The organism is Cognatundibacterium curvum (genome assembly GCF_014284235.1).
Classification (GTDB): domain Bacteria; phylum Pseudomonadota; class Gammaproteobacteria; order Burkholderiales; family Burkholderiaceae_D; genus Undibacterium; species Undibacterium curvum.
Genome location: NZ_JACOGD010000013.1, coordinates 21,252 through 43,236, shown reverse-complemented (window position 1 = coordinate 43,236; position 21,985 = coordinate 21,252). Strand labels below are relative to the sequence as shown.

General features: G+C 53.2%; 16 protein-coding genes. 11 read left to right on the top strand and 5 right to left on the bottom strand.

What is annotated here, in order from left to right; genetic code table 11:
• Positions 1 to 199: 199 nt before the first annotated feature.
• The 3 genes from H8K43_RS18135 to H8K43_RS18125 all read right to left on the bottom strand — a co-directional run bounded on the left by H8K43_RS18135 (position 200) and on the right by H8K43_RS18125 (position 5,148).
• Positions 200 to 1,240, bottom strand: coding sequence for a GMP reductase (locus H8K43_RS18135; protein WP_162021445.1), 1,041 nt, complete (start codon positions 1,238 to 1,240; stop codon positions 200 to 202).
• Between the two features lie 199 nt (positions 1,241 to 1,439).
• A complete protein-coding gene (locus tag H8K43_RS18130; protein WP_186905162.1) occupies positions 1,440 to 2,360 on the bottom strand; it encodes a metallophosphoesterase family protein in 921 nt (306 codons plus the stop codon).
• A 130-nt stretch (positions 2,361 to 2,490) separates the two neighbouring features.
• Entirely contained in the window at positions 2,491 to 5,148 is a 2,658-nt protein-coding gene (locus tag H8K43_RS18125) for a heavy metal translocating P-type ATPase (protein WP_186905161.1), read from the bottom strand.
• A 181-nt stretch (positions 5,149 to 5,329) separates the two neighbouring features.
• Between H8K43_RS18125 and H8K43_RS18120 the strand changes: the two genes are divergently transcribed.
• The 8 genes from H8K43_RS18120 to H8K43_RS18085 all read left to right on the top strand — a co-directional run bounded on the left by H8K43_RS18120 (position 5,330) and on the right by H8K43_RS18085 (position 13,689).
• Complete coding sequence (locus tag H8K43_RS18120; RefSeq protein ID WP_186905160.1) at positions 5,330 to 5,761, top strand: MerR family transcriptional regulator; 432 nt, start codon at positions 5,330 to 5,332, stop codon at positions 5,759 to 5,761.
• 173 nt (positions 5,762 to 5,934) lie between these two features.
• The gene (locus H8K43_RS18115; protein ID WP_186905159.1) at positions 5,935 to 6,177 is read left to right on the top strand and encodes a hypothetical protein; all 243 of its coding nucleotides are present in this window, start codon (positions 5,935 to 5,937) and stop codon (positions 6,175 to 6,177) included.
• A 61-nt stretch (positions 6,178 to 6,238) separates the two neighbouring features.
• Positions 6,239 to 7,510 carry an efflux RND transporter periplasmic adaptor subunit gene (locus H8K43_RS18110; RefSeq protein ID WP_186905158.1) on the top strand — a complete coding sequence of 424 codons (1,272 nt, stop codon included), beginning with the start codon at positions 6,239 to 6,241 and terminating at the stop codon, positions 7,508 to 7,510.
• Between the two features lie 9 nt (positions 7,511 to 7,519).
• Entirely contained in the window at positions 7,520 to 8,245 is a 726-nt protein-coding gene (locus H8K43_RS18105; protein ID WP_186905157.1) for an ABC transporter ATP-binding protein, read from the top strand.
• Between the two features lie 13 nt (positions 8,246 to 8,258).
• Entirely contained in the window at positions 8,259 to 9,572 is a 1,314-nt protein-coding gene (locus H8K43_RS18100) for an ABC transporter permease (protein WP_186905156.1), read from the top strand.
• Between the two features lie 8 nt (positions 9,573 to 9,580).
• Positions 9,581 to 10,837 carry an ABC transporter permease gene (locus H8K43_RS18095; RefSeq protein WP_186905155.1) on the top strand — a complete coding sequence of 419 codons (1,257 nt, stop codon included), beginning with the start codon at positions 9,581 to 9,583 and terminating at the stop codon, positions 10,835 to 10,837.
• 84 nt (positions 10,838 to 10,921) lie between these two features.
• The gene (locus H8K43_RS18090; protein ID WP_186905154.1) at positions 10,922 to 12,271 is read left to right on the top strand and encodes a sigma-54-dependent transcriptional regulator; all 1,350 of its coding nucleotides are present in this window, start codon (positions 10,922 to 10,924) and stop codon (positions 12,269 to 12,271) included.
• A complete protein-coding gene (locus H8K43_RS18085; protein WP_186905153.1) occupies positions 12,268 to 13,689 on the top strand; it encodes a sensor histidine kinase in 1,422 nt (473 codons plus the stop codon). Before H8K43_RS18090 ends, H8K43_RS18085 begins: the two co-directional genes overlap by 4 nt.
• A gap of 92 nt (positions 13,690 to 13,781) precedes the next feature.
• Here H8K43_RS18085 and H8K43_RS18080 read toward each other — a convergent pair whose 3' ends face one another.
• Together H8K43_RS18080 and H8K43_RS18075 are read right to left on the bottom strand one after the other, a co-directional pair.
• Complete coding sequence (locus H8K43_RS18080) at positions 13,782 to 14,879, bottom strand: alkene reductase (protein ID WP_186905152.1); 1,098 nt, start codon at positions 14,877 to 14,879, stop codon at positions 13,782 to 13,784.
• Positions 14,880 to 15,017: 138 nt separating this feature from the next.
• Positions 15,018 to 15,644 carry a TetR/AcrR family transcriptional regulator gene (locus tag H8K43_RS18075; protein ID WP_186905151.1) on the bottom strand — a complete coding sequence of 209 codons (627 nt, stop codon included), beginning with the start codon at positions 15,642 to 15,644 and terminating at the stop codon, positions 15,018 to 15,020.
• Between the two features lie 287 nt (positions 15,645 to 15,931).
• Between H8K43_RS18075 and H8K43_RS18070 the strand changes: the two genes are divergently transcribed.
• The 3 genes from H8K43_RS18070 (at position 15,932) to H8K43_RS18060 (ending at position 21,985) form a co-directional block, all read left to right on the top strand.
• Positions 15,932 to 18,244: a putative bifunctional diguanylate cyclase/phosphodiesterase gene (locus H8K43_RS18070; RefSeq protein WP_186905150.1), complete on the top strand. Its 2,313-nt coding sequence runs from the start codon at positions 15,932 to 15,934 to the stop codon at positions 18,242 to 18,244.
• A gap of 401 nt (positions 18,245 to 18,645) precedes the next feature.
• Positions 18,646 to 20,568: a PrkA family serine protein kinase gene (locus H8K43_RS18065; protein ID WP_186905149.1), complete on the top strand. Its 1,923-nt coding sequence runs from the start codon at positions 18,646 to 18,648 to the stop codon at positions 20,566 to 20,568.
• A 145-nt stretch (positions 20,569 to 20,713) separates the two neighbouring features.
• Complete coding sequence (locus H8K43_RS18060; RefSeq protein WP_186905148.1) at positions 20,714 to 21,985, top strand: YeaH/YhbH family protein; 1,272 nt, start codon at positions 20,714 to 20,716, stop codon at positions 21,983 to 21,985.

The following is a 21,985-nucleotide window of genomic DNA, read 5'->3' as shown; positions in this document are numbered from 1 at the left end:
GACTGGCTGCAGAGTAGCTTAGGACAGTTGCAGGCAGTTTCCCGCTATGGACAGGATACAAGGACAGTCTTGCCGCAGCTCGGGTTAAAGAAAAAGCCGTGTCGCATGCTGGTGCAACACGGCTTTCAGATCGGGCAATATCGCACGATATTTGTTTAGTATTTGCTCAAGGTCAGCTCAATCAAGGATCAGTAATCAATCAGGACTTACCAAACACTTCATTCAACTGCTGCGTTACGCGGATGAAGGTGGTACGTTTGGTCAGCTCCTTGAGCTTGTGCGCGCCGACATAGGTGCAGGCAGAGCGTACGCCGCCCAGAATGTCTTGCAGGCTGGCATCGACCGGGCCACGGTAAGGAATCAGCACTTCTTTACCTTCCGAGGCACGGTATTTCGCCACACCACCCGCATATTTATCCATCGCAGCACGGCTGCTCATGCCGTAGAAGCGTTTGAATTGCTGACCATCGCGCTCGACCAGATCACCGGCACATTCATCGTGACCAGCCAGCATACCGCCCAGCATGATGAAGTCGGCGCCGCCACCAAAGGCCTTGGCCAGATCACCCGGAACCACACAACCACCGTCGGCGCAAATTTGTCCACCCAGACCGTGGGCAGCATCCGCGCATTCGATAATCGCCGATAACTGCGGATAGCCAACGCCCGTCATTTTCCGTGTGGTACAGACCGAGCCGGGACCAATGCCGACTTTCACGATGTCCGCGCCAGCCAGAATCAGCTCTTCGGTGATGTCACCGGTTACCACATTGCCGGCCATGATGGTCAGATGTGGGTAGGTATCGCGGACTTTTTTCACGAAATGGATGAAGGTTTCGGTGTAGCCATTGGCGACGTCGATGCAGACGTATTCGATCGCATTATGGGCACGCGTCATCACGGTGGTGAATTTTTCAAAATCACTCTGGGTGATACCCATGGAGTAAAACGCAGTCGATTTTTTTTCCAGCGAGCTGAAATACGCGACCAGGGTATCGACGTCGTAATGCTTATGCAGGGCGACCGATAACTGATGGCCTTCCAGTGCGCGCGCCATTTCTATGGTGCCGGTGGAATCCATATTGGCTGCGATGATAGGAATGCCGTGGTAAGTTTTACGTGAATGGCGGAATACAAATTCACGCGCTAATTCGACTTGGGAACGGGATGTCAGGGTTGAGCGCTTAGGACGTATCAAAACGTCTTTAAAGTCCAGTCTCAGGGTTTCTTCGATGTGCATAACGACTCCGTAATGCGTCTGGCGGACGCGGGAAAAGGCAGTTTTGTCGAGAAGACGAACAAAACCGTTGAGCCGTAGTTCAGTATAGTCCTGAAGCGGCCTTCGTTTGCATCAGATTTATGGATACCGGGTATCACGCTTCGCGTATACCCGGCGCAGAGTCATGACTGAATTAACTCAGTCTCAACTCAGTCTCAACTTAGTGGCAACTGCCTTTGCCTTTGTCGCTGAAGTTACTGTCACCAACAGAAATGAAGTCCCATTCATAGGATTTTTCATGCAAAACCAGCTTCAGCACGCCATGGGTATTGTTGTCACGGATTTCTGTCGTGCCCTTAGGGAAAAACATAGGCGTGAGTTTGGCACCGCCAGTGCCAACCACGAAGCTGCGTATGCCACCTTGCTCATCTTTGTCGCCATTGCCATTCATCGGTGCGAAGCGTTCGTAATCGTGGTCATGTGAGGTCAGTACAATATCCGTTTTGGCATCGGCCAGCATTTTCCAGACCGGGTGCATGAAACTGTTATTGCCATGTCCGCCGGAGCTGTAAGCCGGATGGTGCCAGAATGCGAGTGTGCATTGCTTTTGATTGCTGCTTAATTCTTCGCGCAGCCACTCGATTTGTTTTTGCATCTGGCTGCCGCTCAGATTGCTGTTGATCGACAGGATATGCCATTGCCCTATGCGCTTGCTGTAATAGCCGCGTCGTTCCGGACCTGCGATGTCGCCGAAATAATTGTAATAACCCAGAGCCTTAGGCTGACCGTAGTCATGGTTGCCGGGTGAGGGCAGGGTGCGCTCCTTGAAGCGGCCCCAGGTCGGATCGTAGCAATTCGCGAATTCTTCTGGCTTACCAATCGGGTAGGTATTGTCACCCAGGGTCATGGCATAGGCATTGCTGTCTTTTTCCAGCGCAGCCAGGATCAGATCCGACGTGCGCGCCGCCATGGTCTCACTCGCAGGCTGCTTACGGCAGTCGGCAATATCACCGGCGATATACAGCGTGAGCGGGCTTTTCAGTTTTTGGGGTTTTCTGACTTGCGACCCAGTATCGTTAGCACGCAGACTGGTGCTCAGTAACAGGCCGGAAAGCAGGGGAAGTAAATAATACAGTCGCATAATTGAGATCACAGGTGCAGGTACAGGTGGCACGCGGCAGCGGCTAAGATTGGCTACCAAAATGCGTATTTTACCTGAGGCCGCTGGACAGAGCCCTATACGGTCTGTCCGCAGCGGCACTTGGCATGACTTACAGACGCGCGTGTCGCAAACGCAGCGCATTGGTGATGACAGACACCGAACTCAGACTCATCGCTGCGCTCGCGATCATGGGACTCAGCAAGATGCCTAACCATGGGAACAGAACACCGGCCGCGACTGGCACGCCTGTCAGGTTATAGGCAAACGCAAAAAACAGGTTTTGACGGATGTTACGCATGCTGAGTTTAGATAACTTGCGCGCTTTCGCGATGCCGCGTAAATCGCCTTTGACCAGCACCACATGGGCGCTCTGCATCGCGATGTCGGTGCCATTACCCATAGCAATACCGACGTTCGCCTGCGCTAATGCGGGGGCATCGTTAATGCCATCGCCCGCCATCGCCACGACACTGCCTGCGGCCTGTAATTGCTGCACCATGCGGAATTTATCTTCAGGCCGCACATCGGCATGAACTTCCCGTATGCCCAGCTGGGTGGCGACCGCGTTGGCGGTGGCTGCATTGTCGCCAGTCATCAGGATCAGACGCAGGCCTTGTGCCTGCAAATCAGCGACCGCTTGCTGGCTGCTGGATTTGATGCTGTCCGCCACGCTGATCAAGGCCAGACATTGCTGACCGACGGCCAGCCCCATCACTGTGTGCGCTTGTTGTTGGGCGAGCTGGGCCTGATGTTGCCAGTAGGTGGTATCGATGCCCAGCGATTGCAGATAACTGAGCTTACCGAGTATCACGGTCTGTGCACCGGCCTGCATACCGGATGGTGTAGCGATCTTAGCGCGTACCCCCATGCCGGTGACCGCTTCAAACTGGCTCAGTTGCACATCTGGCAGGCTGGCTGCGGAATGTTCAGATTCTGCATAGTGCACGATGGCTTGCGCCAGCGGATGTTCGCTCTGGCGCTCCAGTTGTAAAGCCAGACTTAGCAGTTGTTGGCGATCGGCCGTCGGATGAATCTGGAAGCTTTGCAGTCGTGGCTTACCTTCGGTCAGGGTGCCGGTTTTATCGATGATCAGGGTATCGACGCGCTCCAGCAGTTGCAGGGCTTCTGCATCTTTAATCAATATACCTTCGGATGCCCCGCGTCCTATGCCGACCGTGACAGAAATCGGTGTTGCCAGTCCCAGTGCACACGGACAAGCGATGATCAGCACCGATACCGCAGCCATCAGACCGTTAGCCAGTGCGGGTTGTGGGCCGAAAAAGGCCCACAGGCCAAACGCAGCAAGGGCGATGAAAATCACAGCCGGTACAAACCAGCCCGCTACCGCATCAGCCAGTTTTTGTACCGGTGCGCGTGAGCGGCTGGCCTGATTCACCATCGCGATGATGCCAGCCAGCAGGGTATCGCGGCCTACCCGTTCTGCACGCAGGGTGAAGCTGCCTTGTTGATTCAGGGTGCCGGCTGCGACCGTATCGCCCGCCTGTTTTGCCTGTGCCGCCGCTTCGCCGGTAATCATGGATTCATCGACATAGGATTGCCCGTCCTGCACTTTGCCATCGACCGGAATATGGGCACCAGGTTTGACACGCAATACGTCACCGGCCCGCACCTGATCCAGTGCCACTTCCTGCTCGCTGCCGTCGGGCAGCACACGCAAGGCGGTGGCCGGTGTCAGTGATAGCAGCGCTTTAATCGCACTGCTGGTTTGGAAGCGCGCGCGCAGTTCCAGCACCTGACCCAGCAATACCAGACTGATGATGACTGCCGCGGCTTCAAAATACAGCGGCACCATGCCATCCATACGGAAGGCGGGTGGCAGACTGTCAGGGAAAATCAAGGCGACCAGACTGAACAGATACGCGCTGCCGGTGCCGACGCCTATCAGGCTGAACATATTCAGATGACGGCTTTGAAATGAGCTGAGTGCACGTTCAAAAAACGGTCGCCCCAACCACAGCACCACTGGTGTTGCCAGTGCAAACTGTAGCCAGTTAAAGACTTGCATACCCAGCAGCCTGTGCATGGACAAGGCTGGCACCATATCCAGCATGGTGAGCAGCAACAGGGGCAGTGCCAGCAGCAGACTGATGCGGAAGCGGCGCGTCATATCATCCAGTTCGCTGGTATCTTCATGCATGCTGGCTTCCTTCGGCTCCAGCGCCATGCCGCAGATGGGGCAAATGCCGGGACCGATTTGTTCGATCTCGGGGTCCATAGGACACATATACACGGCGCCGGGATCGGCCGCTGCAGCAGTAGGGCGCTGCGCAGGATCGAGCCAGCGTTGCGGTGACTGACTGAATTTTTGCAGGCAAGACGCGCAGCAAAAATAATAGGGCTGTCCCGCATGCGTGGTCTGATGCACGGAGCTGGCATTGACGCGCATGCCACAGACCGGATCGGTGTGCGCACCTTGCGGGTCGCTTTGCATTGCATCGCTGCCGCCGCAACAAGACTTACTTCCCTTAGCAATTTCAGGTGCCGCTGTCGTTGTTGCTACTGCGCTGGCAGCAGCAGGACTGCTCTGACCCAGTTGTATCACCTTCTTGGTTTTTACGTAGCGCCCTGGTTCAGCCTCGAACCGGCTGACACAGGACGGGCTGCAGAAGTAATACGCGACGCCCTGAAAGCGCGTGCTCTTCTCGCTTTTGGCGACTTGCATACCACACACCGGGTCGGTGTATTTTTTTTCATTCTGCTGCGCTGGCTGGTGTGCGCAGCAATCGCCTAGGTGCTGATGGTGCATAAGAACTCCTGAGTCTCTGTTTTCTGTTAGGACTTAGGCAAAACAGACGCTGGCGTTGTTGCGTTCGCCTCGCCGTACAGTTGTACTGTCTTCGGCTCCGCGTCTAGCCAGCGCAATTTTGCGTAAGTCCTATCTGTATCATAGACTCTGTACCTGAGAACGGAGTCAAGGAGAATTTAAAATGTCAGCTAAGTCAGCGAAATCTGATCAGGATCAACTCACCATAGGCCAGCTTGCGCGCGCGGCGGGCGTCGGTGTCGAAACCATACGCTACTACCAGCGCCGTGCTCTGTTACCGGTACCACAGACAAGCAGCGGTTTTCGTACTTATCCAACTGCATTGGCAGAGCGGATACGCTTCATCAAACGTGCGCAGGAACTGGGCTTCAGCCTGGACGAAATCGGGCATTTACTGATGCTGGAAGAGTGCAATGACAAAAGTGCGATACGCGATATCGCGCAAGACAGACTGACGCAGGTCAGATCCAAACTGGCGGATTTACGTCAGATGGAAAGCATGCTGTCGCAACTAATTCATGCCTGTGCTGCCGCCTCGCAGCAGGCGCAATGTCCCATCATCGAGGCCTTAGCCCATCCTTCACAGGACAACTGAACGTCGTCCGGCCACCTGTCCGCAAGCTGTCCGCACCACTGTCCGCTTCGTGTGCGGACACTATCTGAGTTTCCTGAAAAAAATAAATCCCGAATAAAAACAAGGGCTTAGCGTTTTCCTCTGGCCTGGCACGCATTCTGCAATAGAGTTGACCAGCACCCGAGGAGAAACAGATGGCACTTTTTGTTGATGTTGAAAACAGTTTGCGGATAACAGCTTGCCTGCGACATCTGATGTCGTTTGTGCTGGCTGCATGCTGCCTGTTAAGCGGCGTTCATCTGTGGTCGCAGGGCAGTCAGCGCATCACCACTACGCAGTATGTGACGCAAGCGGACAGCAGCGCGGTGCGCCTGGTGACGCACACCTGGCACTGGGATGGCGTCATGCTGCAAGTCCGTTACATCCGCCGGGCTTAGTCCCGAAACTGTACGCAATGTAGCAACAGCTAGAAATTTAATGGAGAGGGATAGAGAAAAAATGGGTATCAGGGATACTTCACAACAGGATATGGTGATCGCCGCACCGCGCTGGTGGCATCAGCGCCGTTGGCAAATTGCTGTGCTGGCTATCGCTGTGCTGGCGCTTGTACTTTACTTCAGTCTGCGTATGCGCAGCGATAGTTCGCGTTCCTTTTCTATGGCGCGCATCAGCGTGGCGGAAGTGAAAACCGGCACGCTGGTACGCGATGCTGCAGTCAATGGCCGGCTGGTCGCTGCCAATAGCCCAAGCTTGTTTGCGGGCAGTGCCGGTACCGTGCAATTGCTGGTCAAGGCGGGTGATGCGGTCAGGAAGGGTGATGTGCTGGCTGAATTGGAATCGCCGGATTTGCAATCTGAACTCAAGCGTGAGCAGGCGATTCTGGATCAGCTGGAGGCAGAAATCGCACGTCAGAAAATCCTGGCGCGCAAACAGAAATTGCTGGCGGTCAGAGATGCTGACCAAGCGGAAATCGAGCGGGTTGCGGCTGAGCGTGCTTTTCAGCGCATAGAAAAAGCCGGTGTGGCCGGGGTAGTACAAAAAAATGAATTCCAGCGCGTACAGGATAACCTGCACAGTGCGGAAATCCGCGCCAGACATGCGTCTCAGGCCAGTTTGCTGGAAAGTGAGGATGTCGATCTGGTGCTGAAATCCAGAATCGCACAATGGCAGCAGCAACGTCTGCACAAGGAAAATCTGGAGCGGCGGGTGGCAGAATTACGCCTGCGGGCACCGGTTGATGGTGTGGTTGGAACACTGGCGGTAGCGAATCGTAGTGTGGTGACTGCCAATGCCGCTTTGATGACGCTGATCGATTTGTCGCAGTTAGAAGTTGAGCTGGAAATTCCGGAAAGCTATGTCGCTGATTTAGGTATAGGGATGCGGGTCGAGCTTGATATCAATGGCATTAAGGCGCAAGGCAAGCTATCCGCCATGTCACCGGAAGTGGTCAAAAATCAGGTGTTGGCACGGGTCCGTTTTGATGCCGAGGTGCCAGCCGGTTTGCGCCAAAGTCAGCGTGTGTCTGCACGTTTGCTGATAGAAGAAAAAAAGAATGTCTTACTGGTACAGCGTGGTGCTTTTGTTGAAAGCGAAGGCGGTCGCTATGTGTATGTACTCAAAGACGGTATCGCTACCCGTACCCCGGTACGCATGGGTGCGACCAGCATTGCAGCAGTTGAATTCATCAGCGGTCTGAAGCCCGGCGATCAGGTGATCATTTCCGGAACTGAGTTATTTGAACAAGCCCAGGCTGTCCGCATTCACCCTTAGGAGTCACAGATGTTACGTATGAACGCATTGAGTAAGGTGTACCGCACTCATCTGATCGAAACCCACGCTTTACGCGGCTTTGAAATCCATGTGCGCGAAGGCGAATTTGTTACCGTGACCGGACCATCGGGTTCCGGCAAAACTACCTTTCTGAATATCGCCGGTTTGCTGGAAGATTTCACGGAAGGCGATTATTTCCTGGATGGCGTGAATGTGAAAGGCTTGTCTGACCGCGAGCGTACCCGTTTGCGGAATGAGAAGCTGGGCTATATTTTTCAGGGCTTTAATCTGATTCCGGATTTGAATTTGTTCGACAATGTTGACGTACCTTTGCGATATCGCGGCCTGCCTGCCTCAGAGCGAAAACGCCGTATCGAGGAGGCGCTGGCGCAGGTTGGTCTGGCCTCCAGAGCAAAGCATTTTCCCGCTGAATTATCGGGCGGGCAGCAACAGCGGGTGGCGATTGCGCGTGCACTGGCCGGTGAGCCTAAAGTACTGATGGCGGATGAACCTACCGGTAATCTCGATACCCAGATGGCACGCAGTGTGATGGAGTTACTGGAAGAGATTAATGCACGTGGCACCACCATACTGATGGTGACCCACGATCCCGAACTGGCGGTGCGCGCGCAAAGAAATGTCCACATCATTGATGGACAAGTGTCTGATCTGGTGCGCTCATCCCCGACGCTGGTGCAGGCTGGCATTGCCAGCAGCGCCAGTCCGCAGATCTGAGACAGGAGGCAGCATGTTTTCTTATTACCTGTGGCTGGGCTTTCGCAGTCTGCGCCGCCATCCCTGGCTGACTGGCCTGATGATACTGATATTGTCAGTCGGTGTGGCGGCCAGCATGTCTACCCTGACCATACTGCATGTGATGTCTGCTGATCCTATTCCGTCTAAGAGTCAGCGCCTGTTCATCCCTGTACTGGATAACGGCCCGGCGGAAGACTATACGCCAGGCGATAAACCGCGTGAGAAGCAGATGTCGTATCAGGACGTGAACAATCTGCTGCACAGCCCTATAGGCCAGCGCCGGGTTGGTCTGTACGGCATTGATGCCGTGATAGAAATGCCGCGCCGTGATCTGGGCGTGTTAGAAATCAATGGTATGGCAGCCAGCCGGGATTTTTTCGGCATGCTGGATGTGCCTTTCTTATTCGGCAGCAGCTGGTCGGAGCAGGATGATAAAGAGGGACGTGATGTCGTCGTACTGAGTCGTACCATCGCAGAGAAAATGTTTGGCAAGGTCAATCCGGTAGGAAGTCAGGTGACTATGTGGGGACGTAGTTATCAGGTCAGTGGCGTGATGGATAACTGGCGTTCTGAGCCTAAGTTCTATCGTTACAATGGCCGTGGGGCCGCCTTCAATGCGGAAGAGCAGTTTATCGTGCCTTTCTACAGCGCGATGCGTAACGAAACGCCGCATGCCGGCAATATGAGTTGTACCGGCAAGCGCGATCCGGGCTGGCAGGCATTGTTGCGCTCAGAATGTCTGTGGCTGACATTTTGGTTTGAAGTGAGCGATGCGGCTGAGCGCAAGCAAGTGCAGGCTTATCTGGATGGCTATGTCAGTGAACAACAAAAAATCGGACGTTTTCCACGTCATGCTGCCAACAGCCTGTTCAATGTTCCTGAGTGGCTGGTGGAGGTGAAGCTGGTGGGTGATGACGATAAATTATCTGCCTGGCTGGCGGCTGGTTTTTTATTGTTATGCCTGGTGAATACCATAGGTTTGTTGCTGGCAAAATTTTCCAGCCGGGCCGCCGAGATAGGTGTCAGGCGCGCCTTGGGCGCTTCGCGCCGGGATATCTTTTTTCAGGTATTGATAGAAAGCGGTGTGATCGGTCTGGTCGGTGCGCTAAGCGGCATGCTGTTATCCCTGCTGTTCCTGAAACTGATCGCTTTACAGGCCGGGTATTTGCGCGCTGTCGCCCATATGGACTGGCGTATGTTGCTGCTGACGCTGCTGATGTCTATTGCCGCCGCCTTACTGGCTGGTCTGCTGCCGACCTGGCGCGCCTGCCAGATTTCTCCAGCCCTGCAATTAAAGTCACAGTGAGGCTAACGATGAATTCTATCCATTCTTATTTTCCAATTAAACCTATTTTGCTGGCGCTGTTCAGGAATAAAACCGGTCCGTTGTTAGTCGCATTGCAGATCGCCTTAAGTCTGGCGATTTTATCCAACGCGATTTATCTGGTGAATCAACGCCTGACCATGGCGGCACGTCCTAGCGGTATCGCGCAGGAGCAGGATGTGTTTTATCTGCACATCAGTAATCAGCGCGCTGCCGGGCATGAGGAGCAGTTAGCCATGCAAAAACGCGAGGAGCAAGTGATGCGCGCAGTACCCGGTGTACTGGGAGTGGCAAGGACCAATTCCATGCCCATGTCGCAATCTGGCAGCACTACCAATGTCGCGAGTCAGCGCGATGGTCCGGCGACTGAGGGTAGTGCTGCCATGTATGTGTCGCCCGGCTCACTGATTCAGGTATTGGGTCTGCGCCTGACCGAAGGGCGGGATTTTTCGCCGCAGGATGTGGTGGAGCTGGATCAGAATGCCGCCAGTGATTTGCCGCCAGCGGTGATCATTACTCAGGCCATGGGCAAGCTCTTGTTTCCGGATGCAAGTGCTTATCTGGGCAAGGAGTTTTTTTTCGGACGTGGACCGGGCGCAAATTCGGTACGTATCATCGGCGTGGTTGAGACGATGCAGACTTCAAGTGCGATGGAGGGCGTGACAGGCGAGATTTCGGCGCTGATTCCTGTCAGACTGAGTAATGACGCGTATTCCGGCTATGTGTTGCGTGCTGCACCGGGTCAGCGCGACCGCGTGATGCAGCAGGTGGAACAGGCTTTACGCAAGGATAGTGTCACATCACTGAATATCCGGCAGCGCACGGCAGATGCGATGCGGGAAGGACGTTACCGGCATGCGAAAGGCCTGTCCTGGATGTTGTTGGCTGTCTGTGGTTTGCTGATCCTGGTGACCGCCAGTGGCATCGTGGGCATGTGTAGTCTGGTGGTGAATCAGCGCAAACGGCAGATCGGTGTGCGACGTGCTCTGGGTGCCACCCGCTTGCACATACTGCTGCATTTTCTGACGGAGAATGCGCTGATCAGCTTGCTTGGAGCAGGCATGGGTTGTGTGCTGGCGCTGGCGCTGAATCAATTCCTGGTGAAGCAACTGGAGATCGCTCAATTGCCGCTCATGTATCTGGGCTTGTCGGTCGCTGTGTTCCTGATCCTGGGCATCGCTGCCGCATGGGCACCTGCCTGGCGCGCAGCTGGTATAGCGCCTGCCACCGCCACCCGCAGTGTATAAGTGATGAAGTGATGACTGAATAGACGACAGCGTGCCCAGGCAGGATAATATGCGTTCCTGGCCGCTGCCTGCAGAGAAGAAACGATGCCTACTGTATTAATTATTGATGACAATCTGTCGGTCGCGACCGCACTCGAAGTCTCCTTGTCCTTGCATGATCTGGATTGCGTGATTGCCACTACACCGGAACAAGGGCTGGATTACCTGTCAACGCACAGTATCGATCTGGTGATACAGGATATGAACTTCAGTGCTGATACTACCTCGGGTCAGGAGGGGGGCGCGCTGTTCAAACGCATACGCGCGCACAGTCCCGACATGCCGGTGATACTGATTACCGCCTGGACCCATCTGGATATGGCGGTGGAACTGATCAAGGCAGGTGCGGCAGATTACATCGCCAAACCCTGGGATGATCAGCGTCTGATTACCACGGTACGCAATCTGATCGAACTGGGTCAGGCGAACCGGACACTGCAGCGCCGCAACCAGCGCGAATTGCAGCAAAAACAGGCGCTGGAGGCAGACTTTGATTTATGCGGCTTGATCTGGCAGGACAGAGCGACCGCTAAGGTACTGGAAGTCGCTTGCCAGGTCGCGCGTTCCGGCGCACCGATATTGATTACAGGGCCGAATGGTGCGGGCAAAGAGCGGATTGCTGAGATTGTGCAACGTAACTCGGCCGTGTGTGACGGGCCGTTTGTGATACTCAATTGCGGCGCCTTACCTGCCGAGCTGATCGAGGCAGAATTGTTCGGCAGCGAGAGTGGTGCCTACACGGGAGCGATGAAGGCACGTGAGGGCAAATTTGAAGCTGCAGATGGCGGCACCCTGTTTCTGGATGAAATCGGCAATTTGCCTTTAGCCGGACAGATGAAGCTGTTGCGGGTATTAGAGACCGGACGCTTTCAGCGCCTCGGTGCGAATCGCGAGCGTCAGGTCAGCGTGCGTATCATCAGCGCCACCAATGCGGATTTGCCTGCCATGATCAAGTCTGGTCAGTTCCGCGAGGACCTGTATTACCGCCTGAATGTGATACAGCTGCATCTGCCTGCCTTAGCGGCCCGTCCTGACGATATTTTGCCGTTGGCTCGCGCATTTCTGGGCAAGGAAAAACACTTGAGTGAAGCTGCCTGTGCTGCTTTGCTTGCGCATAACTGGCCCGGTAATGTGCGTGAATTGAAAAATTTGATGCAAAGGGTGCAGCTGTTGAGCAGTGCTGCGCAGATTACCGCGGCTGATCTCGGACTCAGCGTAGCAGTCACAAAAAGCCTGACCGAGAATGAACCTGATAAAGCCGCCATCGAGCAGGCGCTGGTACAGGCCGAAGGTGTGATTGCACAGGCTGCCGCCGCGCTGGGCTTGAGCCGGCAATCTCTGTACCGGCGTATGGATCGTTTTGGTATTCCTCGCTCAGGCACAGGCTCAACATGACAGACCAGGGCACACGGCATACCCAGCCTACCCGCCACTTTGTCTCCGTGATCTGGCGGCTGTTCGCGGCGTTCGGTAGCCTGCTGCTGCTGGGCATAGCGGGAAGCGCCTGGATCATGCAGATCAGGCCAGCCCAGCAGTGGCAACAGCTGGGCTGGCTGGCCTTGTTTGCGGGCCTGATGCTGTTGCTCACCATACTGCTGCTGTATACGCTGCTGGCTCCGGTACTGGCGCTGTTCCGCGCCATCAGCGGGACTGTGCACAGTTATCGCGATGCTGACTACACCTTTAGCCTGTACTGGCCGCATCAGGATGAATTATCGCAATTGGTGACGGCGCATAATGCGCTGGGTGACACGCTGCGGCAGCAAAGACTGGATCTGGTGCAGCGTGAATTGCTGCTCGATACCATGGTGCAGAATACCCCGGTCGCCATGCTGCTGATCGCAGAGCAGGGTCATATCGTGTTTGCGAATCTGGCCGCGCGCCAGCTTTTATCTGAAGGCAAAAGACTGGAAGGCCTGACTTTGCCCACGCTGTTGAATACCTTATCCCCTGCGGTGCGTGAGGCGATGGATAAAGGTGCAGATGGTTTGTTTACTGTGCCTGTACTGAAGCTGAATTCCAGTGCGGCAGATATGGCTGAGTCCGGCACAGCGGAAGCTGTAGCCGATGAAGATGACGGCGAGCAGGTCTATCACCTGGCGCGCCGCCAGTTCAGTCTGAACGGCAAGTCGCATGAGCTGATCCTGTTACGTCATCTGACGACGGAGTTGCGGCGGCAGGAGGTGCAGACCTGGAAAAAACTGATACGAGTGATCAGTCATGAACTGAATAATTCACTGGCGCCTATCGCTTCACTCGCGCATTCCGGGCAAGAGTTAGTACGGCGTGGTCAGACTGAACGTTTGCCAGCCATACTGGCCATGATGGAAGAAAGGGCGCGCCATCTGGAGCAATTTATTTTGGGCTATGCGCGTTTCGCCAAGCTGCCTGCCCCCAGGTTGGAAAGTGTGAGCTGGTCACATTTTTTTGCTGGTTTGCGCAATCAGTTTGCATTCGCCGGACCTGAGCATGGAACTGACGGCTATGGATTGATGGATGTGGCGCAGATGGAGCAGTTGATGTTGAATTTGCTCAGGAATGCGCATGAGTCTGGCAGTGCTGTCGGCGACATCAGCGTGGAGTTAAGGCCTATCTTTGAGGGCTGGCGTATTGATGTCTGCGATAGGGGCAGCGGTATGTCAGATGCAGTGATGACCAATGCGCTGGTGCCTTTTTACTCGACTAAACGCAGCGGCACCGGACTGGGGCTGGCATTAGCGCGTGAAATCATCGAGGCGCACGGTGGCCGCATCATGCTGAATAACCGGCCCGGTGGTGGGCTACAGGTCAGCCTGATACTGCCGGGGCGCTGAATTGAGTAAGGCTGAAATGAGTAAGCCTGCCATCCCTGCCGCGGGGAGGCAGCAGGAGCAGCAGGGATAATCATTGCCTCCGCAGTGGCCGCTTAGGCCATGAAAGGATAATCGGTATAGCCTTTTTCTTCGCCACCGTAGAAAGTGCTGCGGTCTGGGGTATTCAGTTCAGCACCCGCAGCAAAGCGCTCCACCAGATCCGGATTGGCGATGTAAGGACGACCAAAAGCAACCGCATCGGCCAGACCACTGGCGATCAGCGCATCAGCTTCAGCAGCTGTGTAGCCACCGCAGCAAATCAAGGTGCCGTTAAAGGCTTCACGCAGTGCATGGCGGAAGGTGTCGGACAACTCTGCACCGCCAGCCCAGTCAGGTTCTGCGATATGCAGATAGGCGATTTGGCGACGGCTGAATTCGCGTGCCAGATACAGGGCCATCACTTCTGCTTCGGTGTCGGCGATGCCATGTGCGACAAAATTAGGTGAAATCCGCACGCCCACCCGGTCGGCACCGATTTCTGCAATGGCCGCATCGACCGCTTCCAGCGTCAGACGCGCACGGTTTTCCAGGCTGCCACCATAGGCATCGGTACGCAGATTGCTATTGGTTGCCATGAATTGCTGCAACAGATAGCCATTCGCCGCATGCACTTCAACCAGATCAAAGCCTGCTTCGCGTGCACGGAGTGTCGCCTGGCGATATTGTTCTACGATGCCGGGGATTTCTGCCAGTTCCAGTGCGCGTGGTACATCGGTCTGTACATTGGCTGGTGTGCCGTCTGGCTGCACCACGAAGCACTGACTGTTCGCTGCCTGCAATGCAGAAGCGGATACCGGCGGCTGTGCGTTTTCCTGCAACAGATGATGTGAGATACGGCCTACATGCCATAACTGCAGCGCGATCTTGCCAGCTTTGGCATGCACTGCCTGCACCACTTCCGCCCAGCCAGCCTGCTGCGCATCGGTATAGATGCCCGGTGTCCACGCATAACCCTGGCCTTGACGCGAAATCTGGCTGGCTTCGGTCACGATCAGGCCAGCACTGGCGCGCTGTGCATAGTATTCGACATTCAGGGCACGCGGTACGTCGCCTGGCTGACCGGCACGCGAACGCGTCAGCGGTGCCATCACGACACGGTTTTTCAGTGTGGCTTTGCCTGCAGTCACAGGTGTCAGTAATTTATCTAACATGGGATTTCCTTTTGAAAAATTAACCGGTAAATTAGACCGGTCGTCTAGTTTTTGCTTCAAAAAAAAGGGCCAGGCCCTGATGAAGTCAGTCCAGGTATCCTGTTTGCTGCACATCAGGACACCCGGACTTACCTAAGCTTATACTTTTGGCGCACTGTGCCGGGACTCAGCCAGTAATTGCTGCGTTTGTAGCCATGCAGCTTCCAGCGGCGCAGTTTGCAAATAGACTTTTGTTAACAGCGATGCGCCCACCCACTGACTGTACAGCGTGGTGGCAAGATGCTGTACATCCTGCCCGGGAGCGAGTTCTCCTTGCTGCATTGCTTCTTCCAGCACGCCGGCAATCAGGTCTATCACCGTTTGCATGCCCTGCGCCAGTGCCTGTCGCATGGTTTGAGACAAGTCTGAGACTTCCGCGGCCAGTTTAACCGCGAGGCAAAGCTTATGGCATTGCGACTGGCGTGTTGTGCTTAGCCAGAATTCAAAATACTGTAGCAAGCGATTCGCCGGAGTATGATGCTGATCGCCGAACATCGTGCGCAAATGTTGGTGGTATTCTTGGAAATAGCGCTCAATCAGCGCGACGCCGAACGCTTCTTTGGAGGCGAAATAGTGGTAGAACGAACCTTTCGGGACTGCGGAGGCGGACAGAATCTCGCTCAGGCCCAGTGCGCTGAAGCCTTTGCCCAGGATCAGTTCCTCACCCGTTGCCAGGATGCGTTCACGGGTATCGTTGCTGCTTAATTTGGTTGCAGATGTCGTCATAGTGCTACATCATATTAGACCAGTCGTCTAGGGTCAAGTAAAATGCAGTGTGCGCTGGATTTTATGCTGCAATGATATAGAAAAAAATGTAACAATATCTGGGCGAGGCTGGCGCTGTTGTGAGAGAATGCAAAATTACTTGTCGGGAAATTAAACTTTGCGTGCCTGAGCAAGCTTGCATTCGATGTTTTGCTCACATCAGCTGGTTTAAGCAACTGACTTTAACAAGCTTGCGCTTATAAGTTTGCTTTAACTACTTAACCCATTCATCAATCAGAATACACACTATGTTTCGCTGGCTCTTTTTACATGAGAATACTCTCGCGCCTGCCGAAAACACAGCATGGAAAATCAGCACGCTCAGAATTATCCTGGTCTCCAGTTTTCTGCTGGAAGCCTGGATTGCGATACATAGCGCCATCAGTGCCTATGCGCTGGGACGAACGCAGATAGGCTGGCTGATCATTTTTTTCTATGTACTGAAATCGGTAGCGATCTATGTATCCTCGCGTTCAGTGAAGATGAGTGCTGCTTTGCTGCTGATGAATATGTATGGGACGGCACTGGCTATCATCTCTTTGACCCATGATCAGCAACTGGCCAGATTAGGGTATCTGTTCATGTACACGGTGCCGGTGTTTGCCCGTCTGTTTTTCAATGCCAGGGTGGCACTGGGTTTCATGGCCTTTAATGTGATTCCCTTCGCATTTTTGTTCATGGACGTACAACTCAATCGTAACAGCAGCTTCTTTGGTGATCTGCCTGATGCGCAGTTGTACTTACACACATTGCTATTCCTGTCTTTTAACATCTGCATTCCGCTTGCGGTATTCAGGGTGCTGCATGCGCTGGATAAGATGCTGGTCCGGATTCACGACACCAGCGGAGCATTGGAAGTCAGTTATGTTCAGTATCGCGAAGTGTTTGAAAATGCAGGTACGGCGCTTTTGCTGACGGATGCCTTTGGCCAGATTTTGCAGGCAAATCAGCAAGCGAATTTACTTTTAGGGCGCAACCCTGCAACGGATCAGGAACTGGGCTTATTCGGCTGGCTCGCGATGGAAGGCAGTATTCGTCTGAAAGTGAGTCAGGGCGAAGAAACCGGTGGTGTCAAAACCTCGGCTTACCGTACCCGTGATGGTCGTATGGTTGCGCTGGATAATATCTCTCAAACTTCGTCCGATCATTACATCGTTGCTTTGCGCGATGTATCGAATCTGCATAAGATGCAGCACGCTTTGCAACTTAGCATGGAGCGCGAAGACTATCTGAACAGTCATGACTCCTTAACTAATCTGCCTAACCGCGAGATGTTACGTCAGTATTTGCAGCGCGTGATTGCCAGCCAGGATGGCAATAATGTGACTGCCCTGGTGTCATTCCGCCTCAATAGTGTGCGGCATGCGAATCAGCAGTTTGGGGCGCATACCGGTGATGTGCTGTTACGTCGCTTCGCGGATGAACTGAGTCAGGTGCTGCCGAAAAGTTGTTTCTGTGCGCGTTTGCGCAGCATCGTGTTTTCCTTCGTGATTGATCAGTTGCGAACAGCGAATGATGTTGTGCAATTCGTCAATCAGGTACGTGAAGCGATGCCTAAAGAACTGCAGGTCAACGACGAAGTATTATTGGTGCAGTTTTCTGCTGGCATAGCGCTGGTACGTACCGAAGAAACCGATCCGGATGAGTTGATACGTCGCAGTGAAGTGGCGCTCGATACGGCGCGCCGTTCCAGCGACCAGAGTGTCACCTTGTTTGATGAAGATGATGCCTTCCATATCCGTCGTAATGTGGAAATTGAAGTCGGGATTATGAATGGCTTGAAACAGGGTGAGTTTTCACTGATGTATCAGCCCAAAGTCGATCACAATGGTCTGATCGCTGGCGTGGAGGCATTGATACGCTGGGATTCGCCGAGTATGGGGCGTATCGCACCGGCTGAATTTGTGCCGATCGCTGAGCGCAGCGGGCTGATACGCCATGTCAGTGATTTTGTGCTGGATCAGGTTTGTGCGCAGATACGCAGATGGCTCGACGAATTTGGTCAAAGTCCGGTGGTGGCATTGAATTTGTCGGTCAGCGATATCGCGCGGCCTGACCTGATCGCGCTGATAGACAGCTGCTGCGAAAAATATGCGATCAAAACCAGCTATCTGGAATTTGAGATTACAGAAACCGGATTGATTGCCAATGAGAGTCAGTCCATTACGCACCTGAATGCCTTGAAAAATCGTGGCTTTGGTATTGCGATTGATGATTTTGGTACCGGCTATTCTTCGCTGTCCAAGCTCAGTCATTTTCCCGCGCATACCGTCAAGATAGACCGCTCTTTTGTGGCGCAGATAGGCTATAACCGCAAGAGCGAAATGATCATTAAAGCCATCATATCGCTGTCTGAAATTCTGAACTGTTCCACCATTGCCGAAGGCGTAGAAAATGAGAGTCAGGAATTATTCCTGAAAGAAGTAGGCTGTGACTATTTCCAGGGCTATTTCTATCATCGCCCGCTCGATGTGCCAGCCATGAACCTGTTACTGGCTCAGCAAAAAATACAACATCGTCCAGCGATCATGGCGCAGCTGCCAGGCTCGGTACGCGTCTGAGTCAGTCAGCATATATTCCTGAGCTATTACTGGGCTATTAATTAAAGTCTCGCAAAAAAAACTAAGATCGTATAAGTCCTTTACGCTGTATGCCTCTTCCATGTGCAGCATCGTGGCTGCTGCATTTCGCACGTAGTTTTATATTCGGAACTTACGCAAAACCGCCCCAGCTGCGTTATGACTCCTTGTCGTACTGTGCGTACTGCCTGCGTCGCCATGCCTTGTTGGGACAATTTTGCGTAAGTCCTAATATTTTGTGAAATGCAATAATTTGCCCAGCATATTTCTTCAAATTCAACTACACTAAGCTCGTAGTCTGCTGGAAAGTAATGCATTTCTCCCGCATCTGCTGCCAGCGCTGTTTGGTCTTTGCAATGTCTTGCTTAACCCAGGAGGTCAGGATGACTATCTTTGACAACTACGCAGCACGTTACGAACGTACCAGGGAAGAAGAGTATTCCATGCAGGAGTACCTCGAACTGTGTAAAAAAGACAGACTCGCTTTTGCTACTGCCGCTGAGCGTATGCTGGCAGCGATCGGCGAACCTGAACTGGTTGATACCCGCCACGATCCGCGTTTATCCCGCATTTTCTCCAATAAACTCATCAAAATTTATCCTGCCTTCCGTGAGTTTTACGGCATGGAAGAAGTGATAGAACAAGTCGTTTCTTACTTCCGGCATGCCGCGCAGGGATTGGAAGAACGTAAGCAGATACTGTATTTGCTGGGGCCAGTCGGTGGCGGTAAATCTTCCATCGCTGAAAAACTCAAATCCCTGATGGAAAAAATTCCCTTTTATAGTATTAAGGGATCACCAGTGAATGAGTCGCCTTTGGGCTTGTTCAGTGAAATCGAAGATGGGGCATTGCTCGAAGAAGACTTCGGTATTCCACGCCGCTATCTGAAATCCATCCCTAGTCCTTGGGCTGTCAAGCGCCTGCATGAATTCAATGGCGACATCAATAAATTCCGTGTCGTCAAACGCTATCCCTCGGTGCTTAGACAAATTGCGGTATCGAAAACTGAGCCTGGGGATGAAAATAATCAGGATATTTCTTCGCTGGTCGGCAAAGTCGACATCCGCAAACTGGAAGATTATTCTCAGGATGATCCGGATGCTTACAGCTATTCCGGTGGCCTGTGCCTCGCCAATCAGGGGCTGATGGAATTCGTCGAGATGTTCAAGGCACCGATCAAGGTTTTGCATCCCTTACTGACCGCGACCCAGGAAGGCAACTTCAAAGGTACCGAAGGTTTTGGGGCGATCCCCTTTGATGGCGTGATACTCGCGCACTCGAATGAATCGGAATGGAAGGCATTTAAAAACAATAAAAACAATGAGGCTTTCCTGGATCGTATTTACATCGTGAAGGTACCTTACTGCCTGCGTATTTCCGATGAAATCAAGATCTATGAAAAATTGGTGCATACCTCTTCACTGGCAGCCGCACCTTGTGCACCGGGCACTCTGAAAATGATGGCACAGTTTGCGGTGCTGTCGCGTTTAAAAGAGCCGGAAAATTCCAGTATCTTCAGCAAGATGCTGGTGTATGACGGTGAGAATCTGAAAGACACCGACCCTAAAGCTAAGTCGCATCAGGAGTACGCGGATTATGCCGGTGTGGATGAAGGCATGAATGGCTTGTCGACCCGCTTTGCATTCAAGATTTTATCCAAGGTGTTTAACTTCGATAACACAGAAGTTGCCGCCAATCCTGTGCATTTGCTGTATGTGCTGGAGCAGCAGATAGAGCGCGAACAGTTTGCACCTGAAGTGGAGCAAAAATACATCTCGTATATCAAAGAATATCTGGCCCAGCGTTATGCGGAATTCATCGGTAAAGAAATTCAGACCGCTTATCTGGAAAGCTATTCTGAATACGGACAGAATATTTTTGACCGCTATGTCACCTTCGCCGACTTCTGGATTCAGGATCAGGAATTCCGTGACCCCGATACCGGTGAGAGCTTTGACCGGGATGCCTTGAATAATGAACTGGAAAAAATCGAGAAGCCGGCAGGCATTTCGAATCCTAAGGATTTCCGTAACGAGATCGTCAATTTTGTATTGCGTGCACGCGCCCAGAATGCAGGAAAAAATCCGGCCTGGACCAGTTATGAAAAACTGCGCACAGTGATAGAGAAGAAAATGTTCTCGAATACAGAAGAGTTATTGCCAGTGATATCGTTCAATGCCAAAGCCAGTGCGGATGACGCCAATAAACATCAGGAGTTTGTTGAGCGTATGGTCAGCAAAGGCTATACCACCAAACAGGTCAGATTGCTGTGCGAGTGGTATCTGCGGGTCAGAAAATCATCCTGATCCTGAAGATATCTGAAGGACTTCACTGACAAAGGGATAGGACTGAGGCCAAACCGTTATCGTGATACAGCGACAGATACGGACAGTGTGTTTGTCGGGCTGCGCATCAACGGGTAATGCTGGCTCAGTCCTGAGGGAGAATATCTTGGTGCATCTGATCGACCGCCGGGTTCAGGGAAAAAACAAGTCTGCGCCTAACCGTGAGCGTTTTTTACGGCGTTACAAGGGGCAGATCAAAGAGGCTGTTGCGCGTGCAGTCAAAGGCCGTTCTATCACCGATATGGAAAATGGTGAACGGATTTCTATACCAGTGAAAGATGTCGGCGAACCCAGCTTTGGCCATGCGCGCGGAGGTGTCTGGGAAGGCGTACATCCGGGCAATGAGCAATACCAGAAAGGGGACCAGATCGCGCGTCCGCAAGGTGGTGGCGGTGGCGGCAAGGGGAAGGGGCAGGGCGGTAACAGCGAAGAAATCAGCGAGGATGATTTTGCGTTTCAGCTGAGCAGGGAAGAGTTCATGAACTACTTCTTTGAAGACCTGGAATTACCGAATATGGTCAAAACCCAACTTACGTCGACCACCGATTTCAAAAGCCAGCGCGCCGGTTACAAAACCAGCGGAACCGCTTCCAGTCTGCATGTATTACGTTCTTTACGCGGTGCGATGGGACGGCGGATTGCGGTGGGAGGCAAATCTTCACGGCGCTTAAAGCTGGCGCTGGAAGAGTTGGAAGCCGCGCTGGCAGAACCAGTGCAGGATGGCCTGCGCATTAGCGCGCTGCGTGAAGAAATCCGTCATTTACGGACCAGAATCGCCGCGATTCCATTTCTCGATCCTTTCGATCTGCGTTATAGCAATCGTATCAAAGTCCCCAAACCGGCCAGCCAGTGCGTGATGTTTTGTCTGCTGGATGTTTCCGGTTCTATGGATGAGCAAAAAAAAGATACCGCGAAGCGCTTTTTTATTTTGCTGTATCTGTTCCTGACACGGGCTTATGAAAAAATAGAGGTGGTGTTTATCCGTCACCATACGACAGCGCAGGAAGTGGATGAAAACGCTTTCTTTAACTCGCGTGAATCTGGTGGGACGATTGTTTCCTCGGCCTTGGTCTTGCTGGAGCAAACCATACGTACGCGCTATGCGGCGGGTGACTGGAATGTGTATGTGGCGCAGGCCTCAGATGGCGATAACTGGGACAATGATTCCATCGCTTGCCGCGATATTTTGCGTCAGCGCATTATGTCGCTGGTGCAGTATTACGCGTATGTCGAAATTACTGAGGGTGAGCCGCAAAATCTGTGGCTGGAATATGAGCGGGTTGCAGAGGAATTCGCGCACTTCGCGATGCAGAAAATTGAGAATCCTGCTGATATCTATCCTGTATTCCGGGAGCTGTTTAAAAAACAAACGAATTGA

Bases quoted from the DNA above. Each gene is read 5' to 3' on its own strand.
- H8K43_RS18135 (WP_162021445.1), bottom strand. From the start codon at position 1,240: ATGCACATCGAAGAAACCCTGAGACTGGACTTTAAAGACGTTTTGATA.
- H8K43_RS18130 (WP_186905162.1), bottom strand. From the start codon at position 2,360: ATGCGACTGTATTATTTACTTCCCCTGCTTTCCGGCCTGTTACTGAGC.
- H8K43_RS18125 (WP_186905161.1), bottom strand. From the start codon at position 5,148: ATGCACCATCAGCACCTAGGCGATTGCTGCGCACACCAGCCAGCGCAG.
- H8K43_RS18120 (WP_186905160.1), top strand. From the start codon at position 5,330: ATGTCAGCTAAGTCAGCGAAATCTGATCAGGATCAACTCACCATAGGC.
- H8K43_RS18115 (WP_186905159.1), top strand. From the start codon at position 5,935: ATGGCACTTTTTGTTGATGTTGAAAACAGTTTGCGGATAACAGCTTGC.
- H8K43_RS18110 (WP_186905158.1), top strand. From the start codon at position 6,239: ATGGGTATCAGGGATACTTCACAACAGGATATGGTGATCGCCGCACCG.
- H8K43_RS18105 (WP_186905157.1), top strand. From the start codon at position 7,520: ATGTTACGTATGAACGCATTGAGTAAGGTGTACCGCACTCATCTGATC.
- H8K43_RS18100 (WP_186905156.1), top strand. From the start codon at position 8,259: ATGTTTTCTTATTACCTGTGGCTGGGCTTTCGCAGTCTGCGCCGCCAT.
- H8K43_RS18095 (WP_186905155.1), top strand. From the start codon at position 9,581: ATGAATTCTATCCATTCTTATTTTCCAATTAAACCTATTTTGCTGGCG.
- H8K43_RS18090 (WP_186905154.1), top strand. From the start codon at position 10,922: ATGCCTACTGTATTAATTATTGATGACAATCTGTCGGTCGCGACCGCA.
- H8K43_RS18085 (WP_186905153.1), top strand. From the start codon at position 12,268: ATGACAGACCAGGGCACACGGCATACCCAGCCTACCCGCCACTTTGTC.
- H8K43_RS18080 (WP_186905152.1), bottom strand. From the start codon at position 14,879: ATGTTAGATAAATTACTGACACCTGTGACTGCAGGCAAAGCCACACTG.
- H8K43_RS18075 (WP_186905151.1), bottom strand. From the start codon at position 15,644: ATGACGACATCTGCAACCAAATTAAGCAGCAACGATACCCGTGAACGC.
- H8K43_RS18070 (WP_186905150.1), top strand. From the start codon at position 15,932: ATGTTTCGCTGGCTCTTTTTACATGAGAATACTCTCGCGCCTGCCGAA.
- H8K43_RS18065 (WP_186905149.1), top strand. From the start codon at position 18,646: ATGACTATCTTTGACAACTACGCAGCACGTTACGAACGTACCAGGGAA.